This window comes from Bacillus songklensis (assembly GCF_042649685.1).
Taxonomy (GTDB): domain Bacteria; phylum Bacillota; class Bacilli; order Bacillales; family Bacillaceae_H; genus Bacillus_BA; species Bacillus_BA songklensis.
This window is the reverse complement of record NZ_JBHRZT010000073.1, coordinates 421,304-441,396: the sequence shown is the minus strand read 5'-3', so window position 1 is coordinate 441,396 and position 20,093 is coordinate 421,304. Positions and strand designations below refer to the sequence as shown.

The window sequence follows — 20,093 nt, the reverse complement described above, 5'->3', positions numbered from 1 at the left end:
TTGTTTTATTAGGCTTTACTTTCTTTGGCTTTCTTTACTGCGTGTGTAATACTTGCACCTAATCCGCCCCAAATAATGACCATTCCGCTAACCATCATAATAAGTGCACTTGTTTCCATTAGCTTGCAGCCCCCTTATTTTGAGAAGATACATTGTTAACCGTCTCTTTTTTCCATTTGGCAGTTGAGAGGATAAGCCCGACAAGGAGAACCGCCCCTGCTACGACCCATCCGGATGAAACAACAAAAGCTGTCGAATAACCGCCGTAATTTTCAGCAATGTTGGTTTTAATATTATCAAACATCATATAGCCTAGTACGACTGGTGTTACAACAGATAAACAAATTCTCCACCATGCTCCTAACATCATATCAGACACAGAGTCAGCATGCTGTTGTAAATTTTTCAGCTCTTTGAATACCCATGCAATGATAATAACTTCCACTAAACCTGCCATTGTCACACCAAAGCTATTAATGAAATAATCTACAACATCCAGGAAGTGTAATCCACCTTGCGTTGCAAACAGTAACGATAAAACCGACGCAAGGCCTCCCCCAATAAGGACCGATTTCGTACGGGACACTCCAAACTTATCTTGAACACCGGCAACAAACGTTTCTACAATGGAGATTAACGATGTAAATCCAGCTAGCACTAAAGAAGTAAAGAATAAAAATCCAAAAAACTCATTGAACGCAGGAAATTCATTAATGATTTGCGGGAAGACTACGAAAGCTAAACCAACCCCGCCTGATACTACCTCATCAACGCCTACTCCTTGTTGTTTTGCCATAAACCCTAGAATACTGAATACCCCGATACCGGCTAACAGCTCAAACCCCGAGTTGGCAAAACCTGTGATGAATGCATTATTCGTGATATCCGATTTCTTTGGAAGATAGCTGGAATACGTCACCATGATTGCAAATGCAATAGATAAACTAAAGAAAATTTGGCCGTAGGCGGATACCCAAACTTTCCCATCAAAGATAACATCCCAATTCGGTTTGAAAAACGCATTTAATCCTTCGACTGCTCCATCTAACGTTACCGCTCGTAATACAATGATCAAGAATAAAACACATAAAGTAGGCAAGAACACTTTATTGGCTGCTTCAATCCCCTTCTTGATGCCTTTCAGTAAGACGCCTAAGGTTACAATCCATACAATAATTAATGGAATTAAGACATGTGGTACAATGCTGCCAGTTTGTCCAGGTGTCTCAGCAAGCTTTAAGTAATCACCGAATAAAAATCCTTCTGTATCTTTCCCCCAACTCAATTTGAATGAGAAAACGGCATATGACATCGCCCAGGCGATAATAACTGCATAATAAACAGATATAACAAACGAGATGGCCACTTGCCACCAGCCGAGCCATTCTGTTTTGCGGTTTAACCTTGCATAAGTCAAAGGAGCTGAGCCCCTGTATTTATGTCCCAAAGTAAATTCCATGATCAAAAGTGGAATTCCTGCTGTGAGAAGTGCGAATAAATATGGTAAAAAGAAAGCACCTCCACCGTTTTCAAATGCTGTTGCTGGAAAACGCCAAATATTTCCTAAACCGATGGCTGAACCCGCAGCTGCTAAAATAAATCCTGCACGAGTTCCCCATTGCGGACGATTCTCCATCTTAAGTCCCCCTTTTACTAAAAGTTACTAATTTTTATATTTTTCAGACTTTTTAATATTCTATAGATAGTATAGCTAGTCTTAGGTCTTCTGTCAAAACAATATTTCAAAAAATCTTTATTTGACCTTTGACAGGATGTAGAAATCAAAAACAAAAGAGGAATGTAAGGGTATACATTCCTCTTTTTTACAAATATGTTATTCTACTGAAACTTCAAGCGAACCACATATCCATAAAAGAAATGATACTAATAAAATAAGAGCTGGTAGTTCCATCAAGCCAAAGATTGAATAACAGGTATCATTGACACAATGCCCTTCCTTCACAAAAGGTCTTTTCTCCTACGATCATTTGGCATTTACACCTAACATACTCCTATTTTCAGCATTCTCAATGATTGTTCTTTAACTCGAAGGCAGCTCGATAGACGGAGCAGAGTCTCCCCCGTTATTGTAAAAATTCGGCACTTTGCCTTGGATGACACGCATTGCGACGGGAATATCCGTCTTAACGGTTGCAACGCGGGTAGAAAACGGAATAATGACTTGAACGTTTACTTCCACTTCAATGGCTACTTCAATTAAAGCATTGTTGATCCCGAATTGTTGAATGGTTTTTTTTACGTCAGAGCGCACATCCCCGATTGCGTTGAATTTTACGGGAATGAGCGGGCCTAGATTCCCTAATAAGGCATTATTGGTCGCCTGACCTAGTGGAATTTGGTACACGATTCCTTGCTGTCTTAATTTCTCATCCGTTTCAATCTCCACATCTGCAGGAATTTCCAACATTGATAAATTCCCTTTTTCCGCTTCTTTTAGGTTTGCCTGAACTAAATGAATGGTTTGAGACAATACCCGGTTGACTATTGCCGTGTTAACGTCAATGGTTGCAATCTCTCCCTTTTCATCCGTTTCAATGGTAATCAGCTCATCCCCATCCAGTTCTTCTGCTACTTTTTTATTAATTGCTTTACTAATGACTAAGCTGGCAATCCGCTTTGTTTGGGTTTCAGCATAACTCATTAACGTGGGCTCAATTCCCTTATTAATCAACCAAATACCTGAAGCTGTTGATAGCATAAAAAACACAAAAGTCAGCAAAAAAACATATCGAAAAGGCAAAGGACCTCTTCGGGGACGTTTAATCCGAATCCGGCGCAAAAAAATCCCTCCTTACAAGCTATATGTATGCTTGAACGAGAAGGGCTAACGCTTTTTTCTATAAAAATCTTATATTACCTTTGTGTCGCATAAGGATTCCCTTACTTCACACCATTTTTAATAAAGCCTCTCTTCCTTTCATCCCAGGAGTAATGCCTATTTTTTCAGCTTCTAACGTCACAGATTCTAATGGAGCTTCTAATAATTGTTCGATGGTCCGAACACGGGCTGCTCTCCCTGCCACGATTTTTCGATCTTTTAGCTCTGCATTAAACAACCCTATGTCGAGAGCTCCGCACATGATATATCCTTTATCAGAAGACACCATTAAAAGTGTCGTTTTAGGCAATAAAACCGTTACTGCTATGAAAGTGTGCCCGCCCATTACCACTGGCTCTAATGTAACCATCACAACCACCCCTTTCCTTTAATCAACTTATGAAGAAAAAAGAAAAAAAGTGATGAAGCCTTTTAAAATAAACAACGATTAATTCTATTATTACCTTACATACGTGTCATGGCGCGTACAGCAAGATAAGTTAAAAAGATGCCCAACAAAAAAGCAAACAGGGAACCACCCAGCAAAATCTTGCTTTTACGCTTAAATCCGAAAAGCAGTAGCACTAATCCTACAAAAAAACATAATAAGATGATAAACGAAAATCCAACTGCCATTTCTCTCACCCTACTCCTTAAATGTTATCAAACAAACCGAGCTGTTTCGGTGCCAGCCCCTCATATCGAATATCCAATAAATCAATAAGCTGTTTGGCATTATCGGCCGCATCCCCTCCGGAATTATTATTGAATAAGATATAAACATCTTTCGTCTGTTCCTGCAATAGTTGCAATCTCTCTTTCCACTCTTGCAGTTCCCGTTCATTATAGCGATATAAAAAACGAACAGCCCTCCAATTTCCTGCCGCCGGTTTATTCCATCCATGGACATTGCGGCCATGAAAGCGAATGAGGGTTTTCTCTTTATTTGTTGCTCTTAATACAATGGGGACAGATCCCTCACCCGCTTGCGGCTCATCACAAATACCGTGAATCCAGTTTTCATTCTCCATAAACGCAAGAGTTTTCTCATAAAAAGGAGGTGAAAACCAGGTACGGTTACGAAACTCTAACGCAACGGGAAAATCCGCCAGCTGTTCACGGCTATAGCGTAAATAATCGACGTTCTCCTTGCGGCAATCAAACCACGGTGGTGTCTGGAACAAAACCATCGCCAGCTTACCCGCTTTTATGTAAGGTGTTAAGGACTGGCGAAACGCCTCGAACATTTCCTCTTTGTCCTTAAATGGGCTCGCCTCCCGTTGATGTCCCGTCATTCCCTGATATGCTTTCACGACAAACCGAAAGGAATCAGGTGTCTCACTAACCCATTTCTCCGCATTGGATTGAGGCTGTATCGCATAAAAAGAAGAATCCACTTCCACAATGGGAAAATGCCCGGCATACACAGGCAATTTATCGCGAGCGGAAACGCCTGGTCCATATAAGGAATCATGATCTCCCCATCCGGTTACACCTATATAAATCATCGTTGTATCCCCCTTATCATAACATATCATATTTGTTATTGGCTCTTTCCCAATTATCTTTATTAAATAACCATTTACATAAAAATATCTTTACTACTTTTTTACCCTATTCCGGTCCAGATTACTATCCCTGCCCCCATATTGAAAAAACTCGCTTGTCTATTGGCAAGCGAGTTTTTTCATAGTAAATCCACATTAATTTTTTAACATCAATATTTTACCTTATTCTATTTACGTCTTTCTGTTTTTACACCTTGAATAAACTTACTAAGGTTCTTGTATAAGCGGATGACAAGAGCCCGTAAGGGAGCTTGTCATCTGCTTATGCATAAAAAATTTGACGTGTATGTCTTTTATACACGTCAAATTTTTTATGTGGATTCAAATATTAGCCGATTGAACCTTCCATCTCGAATTTGATTAGGCGGTTCATTTCTACTGCATACTCCATTGGAAGTTCTTTTGTGAACGGCTCGATGAAGCCCATTACGATCATTTCTGTTGCTTCTTGCTCAGAAATGCCGCGGCTCATTAAATAGAATAGTTGTTCTTCTGATACTTTCGATACTTTCGCTTCGTGCTCAAGTGAAATGTTATCATTTAAGATTTCGTTATATGGAATTGTATCAGAAGTAGATTGATTATCCATGATTAATGTGTCACACTCGATATTTGCACGAGCGCCGTCAGCTTTACGGCCAAAGTGAACGATACCGCGATATGTTACTTTACCGCCTTGTTTAGAAATGGACTTAGACACGATTGTAGAAGACGTGTTTGGTGCTAAGTGAATCATTTTCGCACCTGCATCCTGATGCTGACCTTTCCCTGCAAGAGCAATCGATAATGTCATACCGCGCGCGCCTTCACCTTTTAAAATGACTGCAGGATATTTCATCGTTAATTTAGAACCGATGTTACCATCAATCCATTCCATGGTTGCATTCTCTTCACAAACTGCACGTTTCGTTACAAGATTGTAGACGTTGTTTGCCCAGTTTTGAATCGTTGTATAACGGCAGTATGCGTCTTTCTTGATGATGATTTCTACTACTGCACTATGAAGAGAGTTTGTTGTATAAACAGGAGCCGTACAGCCTTCTACATAGTGTACGTGTGCCCCTTCGTCTACGATAATAAGCGTACGCTCGAATTGTCCCATGTTTTCAGAGTTGATGCGGAAGTATGCTTGTAGTGGTGTATCTACTTTTACTCCCTTTGGAACATAAATGAATGAGCCGCCTGACCAAACTGCAGAGTTTAATGCAGCAAACTTATTATCTGTCGGTGGAATGACTTTTGCCCAGTGCTCACGGAAAATGTCTTCGTTTTCTCTTAAAGCAGAGTCTGTATCTTTAAAGACAATTCCTTTTGCTTCAAGATCTTCCTGCATGTTATGATAAACAACCTCAGACTCGTATTGAGCGGAAACACCGGCCAAATATTTTTGTTCTGCTTCAGGAATCCCCAATTTATCAAACGTTGCTTTAATTTCTTCAGGTACTTCGTCCCAAGAACGCTCTGATTTCTCTGATGGTTTTACATAGTACGTAATCTCATCAAAGTTCAAGCTGTTTAAATCTCCGCCCCATTGAGGCATTGGCATGTTGTAGAAATGCTCCAATGATTTCAAACGGAAATCCAACATCCACTGGGGCTCGTTTTTCATACGAGAAATTTCTTCTACGATTTCTTTCGTTAATCCGCGTTTTGAACGGAAAATGGACACGTCTTTATCCGCAAAACCGTATTTATAATCGCCGATCTCCGGCATTTTTTTTGCCATTTTTAATACCCCCTACTTGATAGGTTTGGGATTTTACTCCGCCTCAGATTGATTTCTTAAACCTTTTTCCATCGCTTTCCACGCCAATGTCGCACACTTGATACGTGCCGGGAACTTAGAAACACCTTGAAGTGCTTCCATATCTCCCAAATCAATGCTGTCATCATAATCCTTCCCTTGCATCATATCAGAAAAGATATGCGAGAGCTTTAGTGCATGTTCAATCGGTTGACCTTTAATAGCTTGCGTCATCATCGATGCTGAAGACAATGAAATCGAACAACCTTCACCTTCAAATTTTGCATCCACTACTTTCCCGTCTTCCACTTTCAAGGAAAGCTGAATGCGATCACCGCACGTCGGATTGTTCATGTTAATCGTAACGGTGTCTTCTGAAAGGACACCTCGATTGCGCGGATTTTTATAGTGATCCATAATGACCTGACGATACAGTTGATCAAGGTTGTTGTTAAAAGACATTTGTAAAATACTCCTTTGTTTTAATTAATGCCGAAACAAGCTTGTCGACTTCTTCTTCTGTATTGTACAGATAAAAGCTTGCACGGGCTGTAGCTGTTACATTCAAGTATCTCATCAATGGCTGTGCACAATGATGGCCTGCACGAACAGCGATGCCCTCAGCGTCTAAAACCGTTGCTACATCATGCGGATGAACATCTTCAATATTGAATGTTACAAGGCCTGCACGCTCTTTCGGGCCGTAAATGGTAATGCCTTCAATTGTAGACATACGCTCTAATGCGTATTGCGCTAATTTATGCTCATGGGCTTCAATATTTTTCAAACCCACTTGTTCCAAAAAGTCAATTGCAGCACCTAATCCAATCGCCCCAGCAATAATCGGTGTTCCAGCTTCAAATTTCCAAGGAAGCTCTTTCCATGTTGATTCGTGTAAGTTAACGAAATCGATCATTTCCCCGCCGAATTCAAAAGGCTCCATGTTCTCCAGTAATTCCTTTTTACCGTATAATACCCCAATACCAGTTGGTCCACACATTTTATGACCTGAAAATGCAAAGAAATCACAGTCAAGATCTCGCACATCAATCTTCATGTGAGGAGTGCTTTGCGCACCATCCACTACCATGATCGCTCCATTTTCATGAGCAATTTTAGCAATTTCCTTAATCGGGTTAATCGTACCAAGAACATTCGACACTTGCGTGACTGATACAATCTTTGTCTTAGCTGTAACTGTCTTTTGGACATCCTCTAAGTCTAGACGACCGTCTTCTGTTAAAGGAATATACTTTAAGACAGCCCCTGTAGCCTTTGCAACTTGCTGCCACGGAATGATATTGGCATGATGCTCCATATATGTGATGACAATCTCATCACCGGCTTTTAAATTTGCACGAGCATAGCTTGATGCAACGGCATTTAAGGAAGTTGTCGCCCCACGAGTAAAGATGACCTCTTCGATAGAAGCGGCATTAATAAATTTACGGACTTTCTCTCGTGCTCCTTCGTAGCCGTCCGTTGCTCTCGTGCCGAGAGTATGGACGCCGCGATGCACATTTGAGTTATACTCGCGGTAATACTTATCGATTGCTTCAATAACAGGACGCGGTTTTTGGGAGGTTGCAGCACTATCCAAATATACTAACGGATGACCATTGACGTCTTGATGTAAAATCGGGAAAAGTTCACGAATATCCTGGATATTCATTATCGTACTTTCCTTTCGATGACTTCAGTCAATTGCTTCTTAACCGTTTCAATCGGTAATTCATTCACAACCGGTGCTAAGAAGCCGTGAATGACAAGTCTCTCTGCTTCCGTTTGTGGGATACCGCGGCTCATTAAGTAATACAGTTGAGTAGGATCAACACGTCCTACAGAAGCTGCATGGCCTGCTGTTACATCATCTTCATCGATTAGTAGGATAGGGTTTGCATCTCCGCGAGCTTTTCCGCTTAATATTAATACACGGGATTCTTGCTCAGCATTGGACTTGGAAGCACCGTGCTCAATTTTGCCGATACCGTTAAAGATAGAGCTTGCACTGTCTTTTACAACACCATGTTTTAAGATATATCCTTCAGAATGTTTACCATAGTGTACAACACTTGTCGTAAAGTTTTGAGATTGTTCGCCGCGGCCGACTGTAACTGTTTTTGTGTCTCCGTAAGAACCATCCCCCATTAAATACGTGATGTTCTCAGAGACTGTGTTACCTTCATTCATTAAACCGAGCGCCCACTCGATACGGCCGTCACGACCTGCTACACCACGTCGGTTGACATAAGTCGTTGTATCTTTCCCTAAATAATCCACAGCACCGAACGTTACTTTAGCATTTGTATTGGCAAATACCTCTGTAATGATGTTAACAGTGCCTTTTTCTGTTGTTGACACATAGTTCTCTACATATGTTACAGAACTGTTGTCATCCGCTACTACGATCACATGGTTGAATAATGCCGTGTCGCTGTCTTCATAAGTAAAGATAGCCTGAAGCGGCTCTTTTACTTCTACATTTTTCGGTACGTATACAAATACGCCTCCATTCATATATGCCGCATGAAGAGCGCTTAAACGGTGTTCATCTACTTTTACGCCATCCTTCATGAAGTACTTTTGTAAAAGCTCACCATGTTCTTTTACTGCCGTAAGGATATCTGTGAAAATCACGCCTTGTTCTTTTAGCTCGTCTGCCAACACTGCATATGCTGCAGTTTGATCACGCTGAACATATAAGTTCTTAACTTCGTCTTTATTAATCAGTGCCTTCACTTCTTCAGGAAGCTCATCGATTGATTGAACTGCTGCTGTGTTCGCTGTGTGGCTGCTGAAAGAAGTAAAATTCCACTTCGTGATATTTGTTTTATCCGGTCTTGGTAACGGAAGTTCTTCCGCTTTCGCCAGAGCATGTAAGCGAAGGTCAAGAAGCCAGCTTGGTTCGCCCGCTTCTTTTGAATAGCTGCTGACATACTCTTGATCGAATGGTAATTTCGTCTCGATAGTCATGTTAATCCTCCTAACGCTTACGCTTCTTGCCCTACAGTTTCGTCTTCGATTCCTAACTCTTTCTTAATCCAGTCATATCCTTCTGCTTCTAGGCGCTGCGCCAGTTCAGGACCGCCTGATTTTACAATGCGCCCTTGCATCATAACATGAACATGATCAGGTGTAATGTAGTTTAGTAAGCGTTGATAGTGTGTAATGATTAGACAGCCGAACTCTTCACCGCGCATTTCATTTACACCTTTTGATACCACTTTTAACGCGTCGATATCTAACCCAGAGTCGATTTCGTCTAGAATCGCAATTTTTGGCTGCAGCATCATTAATTGAAGAATTTCGTTACGTTTTTTCTCCCCGCCTGAGAAACCTTCGTTTAAATAGCGCTGCGCCATGTCTGGATCCATTTCTAAGAAATCCATGTTTTTATCTAATTGACGGATGAATTTCATCAATGAAAGCTCGTCACCTTCTTCACGGCGAGCATTCATAGCAGAACGTAAAAAGTCTGCATTCGTTACACCGCTGATTTCACTTGGATACTGCATTGCCAAGAAAAGACCCGCACGTGCACGCTCATCCACTTCCATTTCCAATACATCTTGACCATCGATTGTGATACTTCCTTGTGTTACTTCGTATTTAGGATGCCCCATGATCGCAGAAGATAAAGTGGATTTACCTGTACCGTTTGGACCCATGATTGCATGGATTTCCCCGCCTTTAATTTCTAAATTGACACCTTTTAAAATCTCTTTGTCTTCAATCGAAACATGAAGATCTTTGATTGTTAAAGTTGAACCAGCCATGATAAAACCTCCAGTAATATGACGTATAATATATGAGATTACATCTTACATCATTTTGTATTCCATTCTCATTTTATTCTCATTACAATCTTATAACAATTGAAAAGTTATAGCAACCTTTTACCACTATCCAGGTAGTGAAAAACCCTACAATATTTCAATTTTTTTAGCATTTTAAATATATGTAAAAAAGCCGACCGAAAAAAGGACTCCCTTTTTCGGTCAGCCTCCTGAAACGGGACGCCATGTAAGTTTAGTAAAAACGAGTTTTTCAATGACGCCCATTTCGTATCAAAACAAAGAAGGGCACGTTTCGAGAGTGTGTAAACCAGTCTCAGATTGATCAAACTGAAATAACCTCTCATTCCTTTTCCGAAAAAAAATCCCAATTAATGAGTTTGTTGATTCAGTTCTTGAACACATTCTTGGACGAGTGTGACAGCCTGGCTCATTGCTGCTCCTCCTCCAAAGGCCGTCGCGACACCACACGCTTCTAAAATTTCTTGTTCAGATGCTCCTTGATCTAAACATCCTTTTGTATGGTAGATCGTACAGTACTCATCCTGAGCAACCAGGCTGATTCCAAGAGCGATGAGCTGCTTATCCTTTTTGGACAAGGTTCCTTCCTCAAAACAAGCCTCTGTAAAAGCGTTAAACGCACGGGCTACTTCAGGTAGTTTTTGAGTGAACTGACCAATTCCCGTTTTATAATTACGCAAAGCATTTTCAGTCGATGCGCGTGTCTCTTGTTGCATCGTTAACGTCAACTCCCATCTTACAATTTTTTCAACGTTAGTATGCTTAAAGTGGATAAATGTATACAAAAAAGCAATTGTCCCGATATGTGTCAGGTTACTTACTATAACCGAATGATAAGAATCAACAAAGCGAAATGGCAGAATGACAAAAAAGAGGCTGATGCCAAAACATAAAGAACATGCTTTTGCGTCAGCCTCCCGAACAGAAACCATCATGAGAAATCCCCGTAAAATCAAGAGTTTCATTGACAGTCCACTTCAGTTCAAAAGCGGAATTTCCATCTTTTATAGAATTATAGGATAGGTCCTTTTCATGTTATACGATGTTTGCTTTTTTGTGAGTTGATGGAGAGTTCTCCCAACATTCAATATTGTCGAGACCTTTAATGCTATCTTTATAGAAAACAGGATCTTTACCAGCTTTTTTCTGCTTTATATAATCGCTTAAGGCAGCAAAGGCTACTTTAGATAATAAAATGATTGCAATTAAGTTGACGATAACCATGAAGCCCATGAATAAGTCAGCTAGATCCCATACAAGTTGAACCTTTGCAACCGAACCGAAGATAATCATACCTAAAACACTGATTCTGTAAAGCATTAACCACGTTTTGCTCGTGTTTAAAAATTCAATATTGGTTTCACCGTAATAATAGTTGCCAATTAATGTACTAAACGCAAATAAGAAAACGATAATCGCAAGACAACCCGATGCCCAAGAACCAATATGTGTGCTTAATGCCGCCTGGGTAAGCTCAATACCGTCAAGTCCCGGCTGTTTGTAAGCATCAGAAAGTAAAATAATAAATGCTGTGCTTGTACAAATAATTAATGTGTCTGTTAATACCCCAAACGCCTGGATGAGCCCTTGTTTTACCGGGTGACTTGTTACAGCAGTTGCTGCAGCATTTGGAGCACTGCCCATACCCGCTTCATTCGAGAATAAACCGCGTTTAACCCCGTTCATTAATGCAGCACCAAGCGAGCCGCCTACAGCTTGCTCAATACCAAAGGCATTCTTCACAATAAGAGAAAGTACTTCCGGCATTTTCGTAATATTTGTCAGCACGATAAATAAAGCTACACCAATGTACAATACCGCCAGAACAATAACGATGTATTCGGACATTTTGGCAATGCGCTTAACACCGCCAAAAATAATGGCAGCAAAAACAATCGCCATAATAATTCCCAGCATTAAGCGATCTGTGCCAAATGAATTTTCAAACGCAATCGTAATCGTGTTTGATTGTACGGCATTAAACACAAGACCGAAAGACAGAGTGATTAAAATGGCAAAGAGAGCACCCATCCAACGTTTTTTCAAACCTTTTTCCATATAATAAGCTGGACCGCCGCGGAAACCATCTTTACCTTTTATTTTATAAACTTGCGCTAACGTACTTTCAACAAAGCTGGATGCTGAACCGATAATCGCAATCATCCACATCCAAAAAACGGCCCCAGGTCCCCCTAAAGCAACAGCAATGGCAATTCCCGTAATATTACCTGTTCCGACACGAGCAGCCATACTAATACAAAAAGCTTGAAACGGTGAAATACCGCCTTTAGAACGTGTTGCGCCTTCCATTAAAACACGAACCATTTCTTTCAACATGCGAATCTGTAGAAATCCTGATTTAAACGTAAAATAAAATCCGAAAGAAACAAGCATAATAATCAATAATTTCGACCAAAGGAACTCATTTGTTGCTCCAACTACTCCTTGCAGCAATTGCTCCATGACGTCACCTCGTATAAAATATAGTAGTTTATAAGAAAAAGAATGGATAAAACAAACAAAAAACATCAAGGTTAAAAAGAGTGAGACAGACCTTTAAATGTGAGGAATCCTCACATGAACTAATCGAATTATATATTGAGATAACAAATATGGCAATACAAATAAAAATATATAAACTATTATAAATATTAATTCTATTTAAAAAATATTTCAGATTAGCATGATCCGTTAACCGACTTATTTATAAAAGAAAGAAGCAATAAAAAAACCGTTTTCCTAAGCCATTGATATATCAACGACTTAGCGAAAACGGTCATTTCTTTTGAGCTGCCTTCTAACTTTACATTACTCAGCGGCAGGAACAACTGCACCTTTATATTCTTTATTAATGAAGTCTTTAATTTCTTTTGAATGAAGTACTTCTACCAATGCTTTGATTTCTTCTTTGTTTTCATCACCTTTGCGAACAGCGATTACGTTCACATAAGGGTTGTTTTCAGATGATTCTACGGCAATCGGATCTTTCGCAGGATCTAACCCTGCATCCAGCGCATAGTTGGCGTTGATTAACACAGCATCTCCCTCATTATTGTTATACACTTGAGGAAGCAATCCTGCTTCTACATCTGCTTCAAATTGCAGATTTTTCGGGTTTTCCGCAATATCGCTAACTGTTGCTTTCGTTTTGTCCACGCCCTCTTTTAATTTGATCAAGCCTTTTTCTTCAAGCATTGATAAAATACGGCCGTGATCCGCTACAGAGTTACTCATGATGACTTTAGCGCCTTTTGGAAGCTCTTCCAGGCTTTTATATTTTTTAGAATAAACGCCGATTGGCTCGATATGAATACCGCCCGCATTCACGAAGTCATATCCATTTTCTTTCTTTTGAGATTCAAGGTAAGGGATATGCTGGAAGTAGTTGGCATCAAGCTCTTTATCCGCTAACGCTTTGTTTGGTAAAACGTAATCCTGGAATGTTTTAATTTCTAGGTCAATTCCCTTTTTCTCTAATAAAGGCTGTGCTTCCTCTAAAATTTCAGCATGAGGTACATTTGATGCTCCGACTACCAGCTTTTTGTCGCCTTCATCAGCGCCCCCTCCAGCATTGTCATTGCCAGTACCGCATGCAGCCAAAGAAATAGAAAGAGCTAAAGCTGAAATAGAAGTTAATAATTTTCTCATTTTTTGGTTCCCCCTTAAAATTTTCGTATTAACGTTTATCGATTTTAGATGTGGCGAGATCGCCTATAAACTGAAGAATGAAGACAATTACTAGAATAAGAACTGTAGCTAAAAGTGTTACATCATTATGGTTGCGCTGGAATCCTTCTAGATATGCCAGGTTTCCTAATCCTCCGGCTCCAACTACCCCGGCCATCGCTGTATAACCAACAAGAGAAATGGCCGTTACAGTAATACCGGATACGAGAGCAGGCAATGACTCCGGAATTAAAACCTTAAAGATGATTGTACTTGTTTTCGCCCCCATTGATTTTGCGGCTTCAATGACTCCTTTATCAATTTCACGAAGGGCAATTTCCACCATGCGTGCGTAAAACGGCGCGGCACCGATAATTAAAGCCGGCAACGCTGCTTCCGCTCCTAAAATGGTGCCGACAATGGCCTTTGTAAAAGGAATCAATAAGATAATTAAAATAATAAATGGAATCGAGCGAAATACGTTAACAAAGGCTGAAACAATTAAATTAATGACTTTGTTCTCCCAAAGGTTTCCCTTTGAAGTCAAGAATAACAGCAAACCAAGGGCTATCCCAAGAAGGAAGGTGGCAATGACAGAGATGCTCGTCATGTAAAGTGTTTCAATCGTTGCTTCCACTAGTTTGTCGATCTCTACATTCGGAAATAATTGCTCAAGCATTGGCCATCACCTCCACTTCCACTTGCTGCTCCCGAATAAACGAAATAGCCTTTTGGACTTCCTGTTCAGCCCCATCAATATGAACGAACAGTGTGCCGTATGAACCGTTTTGAGTTTGGGACACTTTTCCTTGCAGGATGTTCACTGACACATCAAATTGACGAATAACATTTGTGATCCACGGCTGCTCGGCTGCATCACCTACAAATATAAGCTGAACGACTTGACCGTTTGGATATTTTTCTTTTACATGTCCAATTGCTTCAAACGTTTCTTCCGGTTCCGTCACTTGTTGAACAAATCGTTTCGTAATTGGTTGCTCCGGCTTTCGGAATACATGGAGTACATCCCCCTGTTCCACGATAAGTCCGTTTTCCATTACCGCGACGCGATGGCAAATTTTACGGATAACATGCATCTCATGGGTAATGAGTACGATAGTTAAACCAAGTTTTTCATTTATGTCGACTAACAAATCTAAAATAGAATCCGTTGTCTGTGGGTCAAGGGCAGATGTCGCTTCATCACATAGAAGCACCTTCGGATTATTGGCAAGAGCCCTTGCAATGCCTACACGCTGTTTTTGTCCTCCGCTCAGCTGGGATGGATAAGCATCTTCCCTGCCTTCTAAACCAACTAGTTTAATTAGCTCATCCACTCGCTTCAGGCGCTCACTTTTTGATATCCCTGCAATTTCAAGCGGAAACGCGATATTTTCTCTTACAGTACGTGACCATAATAGATTGAAATGTTGGAAAATCATACTGATTTCTTGGCGCGCTTTTCGAAGTTTTTCACCTTTAATTTTTCCGATGTCGTTTCCTGCCACTTGAACTGTTCCTTCTGTCGGAGTCTCTAATCCATTCAACAAACGAATCAAGGAGCTTTTACCGGCACCGCTGTATCCGATGATTCCGAATATTTCTCCAGGCTTGATCTGTAAATCTACATTGTTAACGGCTGTAACTATTCCATGCTTAGCACGGTAAACCTTTTTGACACCTGTTAATGTAATCATGCATTCTCACCTTCTTTTCGTTAAACTCGTTGTTATTCATCTTCCCCCGAACAGTTGCTTATAAATAAAAAGCCTTTCTGCATATGAATATGAGCAGAAAGGCTTTGTCATAGTTCCTTTCTCTCATCTTCCAAAGCTTAAACATGCTTTGTAGGAATTGGCACCATTTCAGCCATAACTGACGGTTGCCGGGTTTCATCGGGCCCAGTCCCTCCACCTCTCTTGATAAGAGTACTTATCGTTTCAAATATTCAGTTTATGTTAAGCAATTGTCGATTGTTGTCTAAAAGGTACGAAAGTGATTGTAGCACGTCCATATATCAGTGTCAATGAATTTGTTTTATTTTTCGTGCTATTTCTAATAGTTACCAAACACCGAATGTTCAGCTGTTCTGCTGAACGAGAATCAAACATTCACCGCAGAAGAGGTTAATCCAGTCGCCTCTTTAATTGCTTGCTCTAAATCCTCCACTAAATCATCGATATGCTCGATTCCCACGGATAAGCGAATAAGATCTTCACTTACTCCTGCGGCCTTCAGCTGTTCGGCATTTAATTGCTGATGCGTCGTGCTGGCAGGATGAATAATAAGACTCTTGGCATCTCCAACATTGGCGACATGAGACCACAGCTTAACCGAATTGATTAATTTCTGCCCGGCTCCCCTGCCCCCTTTAATTCCAAATACCAGCACAGCGCCGGCTCCTTTTGGCAAATATTTTTTCGCTTCTTCATGTTGAGGATGATCCTCAAGCTCAGGATATAGCACCCAATCAACGGCAGGATGCTGCTGCAAATATTCAACCACCTTTCTTACGTTGGCGATATGCTCTTTCATGCGTACATGGAGCGTCTCAAGCCCTAAGCTAAACTGAAAAGCATTAAACGGACTCATAGATACGCCAATATCCCGCAACAATTGAACTCTTGCTTTGACAATGTACGCAAGCGGCCCTAATGCTTCAGCATAGACAATATTGTGGTAACTTGGATCAGGCGTTGTAAATCCCGGGAATTTCGGTGAGTTCCAATCAAAATTCCCTCCATCTACGATAGCGCCCCCTAATGTTGTCCCGTTCCCCAACAACCATTTCGTAGCGGAATGAATAACGATATCGGCTCCATATTCAATCGGACGGCATAAATAAGGAGTTGCGAACGTATTATCCACAATTAACGGAATACCTGCTTCATGAGCGATTTCTGCTACCTTTTCAATGTCCAATACATTTAAGCTTGGATTACCGATCGTTTCAGCATAAAGAGCTTTCGTTTTTGGTGTAATGGCATGACGGAAGTTCTCAGGATTGGAAGGGTCAACGAATTTAGTCGTAATTCCGTAGCGCGGCAGTGTCGTGTCAAACAAATTGTATGTTCCTCCGTATAGATTGGATGCAGATACAATTTCATCCCCTGCCCCGGCTAGATTCAAAATGGCGGTCGTAATAGCGGCCATCCCACTTGCTACGGCTAAACTCCCCACTCCGCCTTCCAGCTGAGCGATTCGCTCTTCAAACGTTGTCACTGTCGGGTTATGTATCCGGGTATAAATATAGCCTGGTTCCTTTAAAGCAAATAAATCGGCAGCATGGTCTGTATCCTTAAATTGATAAGCATTTGACATATAAATCGGGAGCGAACGTGCTCCTGTTACAGGATCAGGATTTAATCCCCCGTGAATCCCGATTGTTTCTAAACGGTAAGATTTTTTGTCTCCCATTTTCCAACTCTCCTTTTTAAAAGATAACACCCCTCTTCTTAAGAAGAGGGGTATCGTCTCTTCTTATCTTTCAGAGCGTCTCTACTCTGCTGGAATTAGCACCGTGTCGAATAACCGGTTGCCGGGCTTCAAAGGGCCAGTCCCTCCACCTCTCTCGATAAGTTTGATTTTTATATAAATTCTGCTTCATTGACAGCGGATCTTACAAATAAATAGTATCACATTTCAGAAAATTAAATCAACCATATTAACCTTTGTAAGCTCGTTCAAGATAAAAAAACAGAAAGGCGCAAGCAGAAGAAGGACCCGTCATGAAAATCCGGCAAAATCAAGGGATTCAATGACGGGCCCTTTCAATAAAAATCAATTTTTATGATTGATTGGAGACTTATGGGACACCCTCCTGCAATGAACCGTCATGAAAAATCCAAGAAAATGACGGATTTCAGTGACGGTTCATCGCAGAAAAAATAGATGACCGCCCTTCCCCGGAGGCTTTTGAGTCATCCCCTTTTCATAGCGAAAAACTTTTTAATTCCTCTAATAAATACTCGATGGAATGAAAGGCATATATTTTCTTTTTAACTTGATTGTTCTCTATCATGATTAAACATGGCACGCTTTCAATGGCGTATATTTCAGCTTTATCGGGCATAAAGTTTAAGTTGCACATTCCTATTTCCACATCAGGAAGCAAGGCTTCTGTTACCGTCAGCATTTTCTTCGCTAACTGGCATGTCCCGCATAAAGGTGTATGGAAAAAAACAATCACCCGATCATTTTCTTTCAATTGTCTGTCAAGTTGTGTTTCTGTCCAATCGATCATGAAGGTCAATCCATTTCTATTTTTATATTAAATATTCTGCATTTACATCTATATTAGCACTTAATAATACGGTCGCAATATGATTTTTAGGTGCAGCAGCCACTTCTCTATACATTTTGTCGATGTATAGGTGTTCTGCCTCAGGTAATTCCCGCTTAAATTGCTTTCGGAGTTTATTTCCGGAGTCATCTGAGTCCACCAGAATATAGACCTCTTTCTGATAAATTGTGTCAATGATCTCATCCAGCCGAGCCACACTAATGGTGCCGTTTGTGCAAATAATTTCAATTGGCTCCTTAATAATACTCTCGATTCGCTTCTTATCAGATCTGCCTTCCACAATAATCACTTTTCCAGTCTCTTCTACCAACATAGCCATCACCCATTATTCATCAGTTGTATACGAGGGCGAAGATATCCCTACATTATACGATATTCGTTACTTTCTATGTGTTCCCCTGTTTTTTAAGAAGAATTTAACAAAATCTTTTCAAAAACACCGATTTTGAGAATCTATCTTCATTTTCGGCCCATCTTCAGCTTTTCCCAAAAGTATGCGAAAAGGAGAATTGGCAAAGATGGGCCAAAAATAGTGAAAATCAGCATGACTCCTTAACAAGTTCTTAAGAAAAAATGAGCTTCCTAACGGATGCCGTGACAGCGGTGTTACTATCAAAAAACCTTTTGAAAAAAAGACAGCGGAAACAATCCCCACTGTCTTTTCACCATTTCCTAGCACCAGCCCTCTTCAGCATCGCAATCTGTATATTTTTCATCTGTCTTAGAAGGCACATCGGCGTATTGATAAAACTTGGATTGATTATGTTCAAAGCCTGGATCGAGTTCATACTTATATCCGTTTTCTCCGATTACGGCTCTTCCGATCGGCTGTTTTTCCATATATAAATTCATGCCATCTTGATGAAATTTAGCGGTTATTCGATCAGTCACATCAATCTTTTTTTTCTCAAACATAAAAACAGACACCCTTTCCTAAAGTTCCTTTAGGCATAGAGTGCCCGCACCAATCAGAAAAAATCTGAAGTGAAACAGCTTTTTAATGGCGAATTATCCTTCGTTTACCATGTTCTCATATTCTTCAGCTGTCATAAGCTTGTCTACTTCACTTGCATCAGACGGTTCAATGATGATCATCCATGCTTTTTCATATGGAGACTCGTTAACAAACTCAGGATTATCATTTAGATCTTCGTTTACTTCTACCACTTTACCGCTAATTGGAGCGTATAATTCAGAAACTGTTTTAACAGATTCAACGCTTCCGAAAGGCTCGTCCGCTTGTACAGTCGCGCCTACTTCAGGCAGCTCAACAAATACGATATCTCCAAGCTCTGATTGAGCGAAATCTGTAATCCCTACACGCACTACATTTCCTTCTGTTTTTACCCACTCATGCTCTTCGGAATAACGTAATTCATTTGGTGTGTTCATCTTAATCCCTCCAACAATCATCTAAAGTTTAATACTTATCAAAAATAGAATCTTTTTACAAATACGCTACTATTTAGTGTAACGTAATTCGTTCATTTTTTCTATTTGAAAGTATTCTAATGTAATAAAAAGTTTTATGTACTAAAAATTATGACCATAATTCCTCAAATTGTTCTTCCTTGAACCCTACCGTCACATGCTTTCCATCAGTGACAAGCGGGCGCTTGATCAGCATGCCATCCGATGCCAGCAAGTCGAGCAGCTCCTCTTCTGTTGCCGTTTTGATTTTGTCTTTTAATCCAAGTTCACGATATTTCATTCCACTTGTATTAAAAAGCTTTTTCAGTTCTAATTCGCTTTTCTCATAGTACGCTTTGATTTCTTCTTTGGACGGAGGGTTTTCTACGATATGAATCTCTTCATATGGTACACCATTGTCATCCAGCCATTTTTTCGCTTTGCGGCATGTTCCGCATTTCGGGTATGTATAAAACTTTAGCGCCATAAACAACACCTACCTATTTATTTTAGACTTTTTTCGTATTTTAACACATCCTTTTTTTCTTTTCATACTATCTAGACCTACTTTTCCGGTACGGGAGAGAAAAACTTTCCCCCGTTCTGGAAAAGCATAAGGATTTGCCAAGTTACCTTACGGTCTCTTGGCAAATCCTTATATAAAAACACCTTTAATATATCGTTGCTTTCAGCCACCCGTTTGAACACCAAAAGATCACATCGATTATGCCAGAATGATAAGATGAGT

22 protein-coding genes and 2 riboswitches are annotated in these 20,093 nt (G+C 40.3%); all 22 genes read right to left on the bottom strand.

The window, feature by feature from the left end; translation table 11 throughout:
• Positions 1-8: 8 nt before the first annotated feature.
• The gene (locus ACFOU2_RS25310; RefSeq protein WP_377919100.1) at positions 9-119 is read right to left on the bottom strand and encodes a methionine/alanine import family NSS transporter small subunit; all 111 of its coding nucleotides are present in this window, start codon (positions 117-119) and stop codon (positions 9-11) included.
• On the bottom strand, positions 119-1,636 hold the full coding sequence (locus ACFOU2_RS25305; RefSeq protein WP_377919099.1) for a sodium-dependent transporter: 1,518 nt from the start codon (positions 1,634-1,636) through the stop codon (positions 119-121). Before ACFOU2_RS25305 ends, ACFOU2_RS25310 begins: the two co-directional genes overlap by 1 nt.
• A 405-nt stretch (positions 1,637-2,041) precedes the next feature.
• Complete coding sequence (yunB, locus tag ACFOU2_RS25300) at positions 2,042-2,800, bottom strand: sporulation protein YunB (protein WP_377919098.1); 759 nt, start codon at positions 2,798-2,800, stop codon at positions 2,042-2,044.
• A gap of 106 nt (positions 2,801-2,906) precedes the next feature.
• Entirely contained in the window at positions 2,907-3,209 is a 303-nt protein-coding gene (locus tag ACFOU2_RS25295; protein ID WP_377919096.1) for a YunC family protein, read from the bottom strand.
• Positions 3,210-3,304: 95 nt separating this feature from the next.
• Positions 3,305-3,475, bottom strand: a complete 171-nt coding sequence (locus ACFOU2_RS25290) for a hypothetical protein (protein ID WP_377919095.1) — start codon at positions 3,473-3,475, stop codon at positions 3,305-3,307.
• Positions 3,476-3,492: 17 nt separating this feature from the next.
• Positions 3,493-4,347 (bottom strand): DUF72 domain-containing protein, encoded by an 855-nt coding sequence (locus ACFOU2_RS25285; RefSeq protein WP_377919094.1) that lies wholly within the window; start codon positions 4,345-4,347, stop codon positions 3,493-3,495.
• A 388-nt stretch (positions 4,348-4,735) separates the two neighbouring features.
• A complete protein-coding gene (sufB, locus tag ACFOU2_RS25280) occupies positions 4,736-6,133 on the bottom strand; it encodes a Fe-S cluster assembly protein SufB (protein ID WP_377919093.1) in 1,398 nt (465 codons plus the stop codon).
• Between the two features lie 33 nt (positions 6,134-6,166).
• Positions 6,167-6,613, bottom strand: a complete 447-nt coding sequence (gene sufU / locus ACFOU2_RS25275; protein ID WP_377919092.1) for a Fe-S cluster assembly sulfur transfer protein SufU — start codon at positions 6,611-6,613, stop codon at positions 6,167-6,169.
• Positions 6,603-7,823 carry a cysteine desulfurase gene (locus tag ACFOU2_RS25270; RefSeq protein ID WP_377919091.1) on the bottom strand — a complete coding sequence of 407 codons (1,221 nt, stop codon included), beginning with the start codon at positions 7,821-7,823 and terminating at the stop codon, positions 6,603-6,605. The genes sufU and ACFOU2_RS25270 overlap by 11 nt, the downstream gene beginning before the upstream one ends.
• Positions 7,823-9,124 carry a Fe-S cluster assembly protein SufD gene (sufD, locus tag ACFOU2_RS25265; RefSeq protein WP_377919090.1) on the bottom strand — a complete coding sequence of 434 codons (1,302 nt, stop codon included), beginning with the start codon at positions 9,122-9,124 and terminating at the stop codon, positions 7,823-7,825. The genes ACFOU2_RS25270 and sufD overlap by 1 nt, the downstream gene beginning before the upstream one ends.
• A gap of 17 nt (positions 9,125-9,141) precedes the next feature.
• Complete coding sequence (gene sufC, locus ACFOU2_RS25260) at positions 9,142-9,927, bottom strand: Fe-S cluster assembly ATPase SufC (RefSeq protein WP_377919089.1); 786 nt, start codon at positions 9,925-9,927, stop codon at positions 9,142-9,144.
• Between the two features lie 389 nt (positions 9,928-10,316).
• A complete protein-coding gene (locus tag ACFOU2_RS25255; protein ID WP_377919184.1) occupies positions 10,317-10,682 on the bottom strand; it encodes a carboxymuconolactone decarboxylase family protein in 366 nt (121 codons plus the stop codon).
• 319 nt (positions 10,683-11,001) lie between these two features.
• Positions 11,002-12,429: an alanine/glycine:cation symporter family protein gene (locus ACFOU2_RS25250; RefSeq protein WP_377919088.1), complete on the bottom strand. Its 1,428-nt coding sequence runs from the start codon at positions 12,427-12,429 to the stop codon at positions 11,002-11,004.
• 345 nt (positions 12,430-12,774) lie between these two features.
• The gene (locus tag ACFOU2_RS25245) at positions 12,775-13,614 is read right to left on the bottom strand and encodes a MetQ/NlpA family ABC transporter substrate-binding protein (protein WP_377919087.1); all 840 of its coding nucleotides are present in this window, start codon (positions 13,612-13,614) and stop codon (positions 12,775-12,777) included.
• Between the two features lie 28 nt (positions 13,615-13,642).
• Positions 13,643-14,311 (bottom strand): methionine ABC transporter permease, encoded by a 669-nt coding sequence (locus ACFOU2_RS25240; protein WP_377919086.1) that lies wholly within the window; start codon positions 14,309-14,311, stop codon positions 13,643-13,645.
• The gene (locus ACFOU2_RS25235) at positions 14,304-15,329 is read right to left on the bottom strand and encodes a methionine ABC transporter ATP-binding protein (protein ID WP_377919085.1); all 1,026 of its coding nucleotides are present in this window, start codon (positions 15,327-15,329) and stop codon (positions 14,304-14,306) included. The genes ACFOU2_RS25240 and ACFOU2_RS25235 overlap by 8 nt, the downstream gene beginning before the upstream one ends.
• Before the next feature lie 120 nt (positions 15,330-15,449).
• Positions 15,450-15,561, bottom strand: a riboswitch (SAM riboswitch).
• A 174-nt stretch (positions 15,562-15,735) separates the two neighbouring features.
• On the bottom strand, positions 15,736-17,049 hold the full coding sequence (locus ACFOU2_RS25230) for an O-acetylhomoserine aminocarboxypropyltransferase/cysteine synthase family protein (protein WP_377919084.1): 1,314 nt from the start codon (positions 17,047-17,049) through the stop codon (positions 15,736-15,738).
• A 60-nt stretch (positions 17,050-17,109) separates the two neighbouring features.
• A riboswitch (SAM riboswitch) is annotated at positions 17,110-17,213 on the bottom strand.
• A gap of 350 nt (positions 17,214-17,563) precedes the next feature.
• On the bottom strand, positions 17,564-17,875 hold the full coding sequence (locus ACFOU2_RS25225; protein WP_377919083.1) for a thioredoxin family protein: 312 nt from the start codon (positions 17,873-17,875) through the stop codon (positions 17,564-17,566).
• Positions 17,876-17,897: 22 nt separating this feature from the next.
• Positions 17,898-18,248, bottom strand: coding sequence for a toprim domain-containing protein (locus tag ACFOU2_RS25220; protein ID WP_377919082.1), 351 nt, complete (start codon positions 18,246-18,248; stop codon positions 17,898-17,900).
• Positions 18,249-18,607: 359 nt separating this feature from the next.
• The gene (locus ACFOU2_RS25215; protein WP_377919081.1) at positions 18,608-18,850 is read right to left on the bottom strand and encodes a YusG family protein; all 243 of its coding nucleotides are present in this window, start codon (positions 18,848-18,850) and stop codon (positions 18,608-18,610) included.
• 93 nt (positions 18,851-18,943) lie between these two features.
• Positions 18,944-19,327: a glycine cleavage system protein GcvH gene (gene gcvH / locus ACFOU2_RS25210; RefSeq protein WP_377919080.1), complete on the bottom strand. Its 384-nt coding sequence runs from the start codon at positions 19,325-19,327 to the stop codon at positions 18,944-18,946.
• 148 nt (positions 19,328-19,475) lie between these two features.
• Positions 19,476-19,832, bottom strand: a complete 357-nt coding sequence (locus ACFOU2_RS25205; protein WP_377919079.1) for an arsenate reductase family protein — start codon at positions 19,830-19,832, stop codon at positions 19,476-19,478.
• Positions 19,833-20,093: the final 261 nt, after the last annotated feature.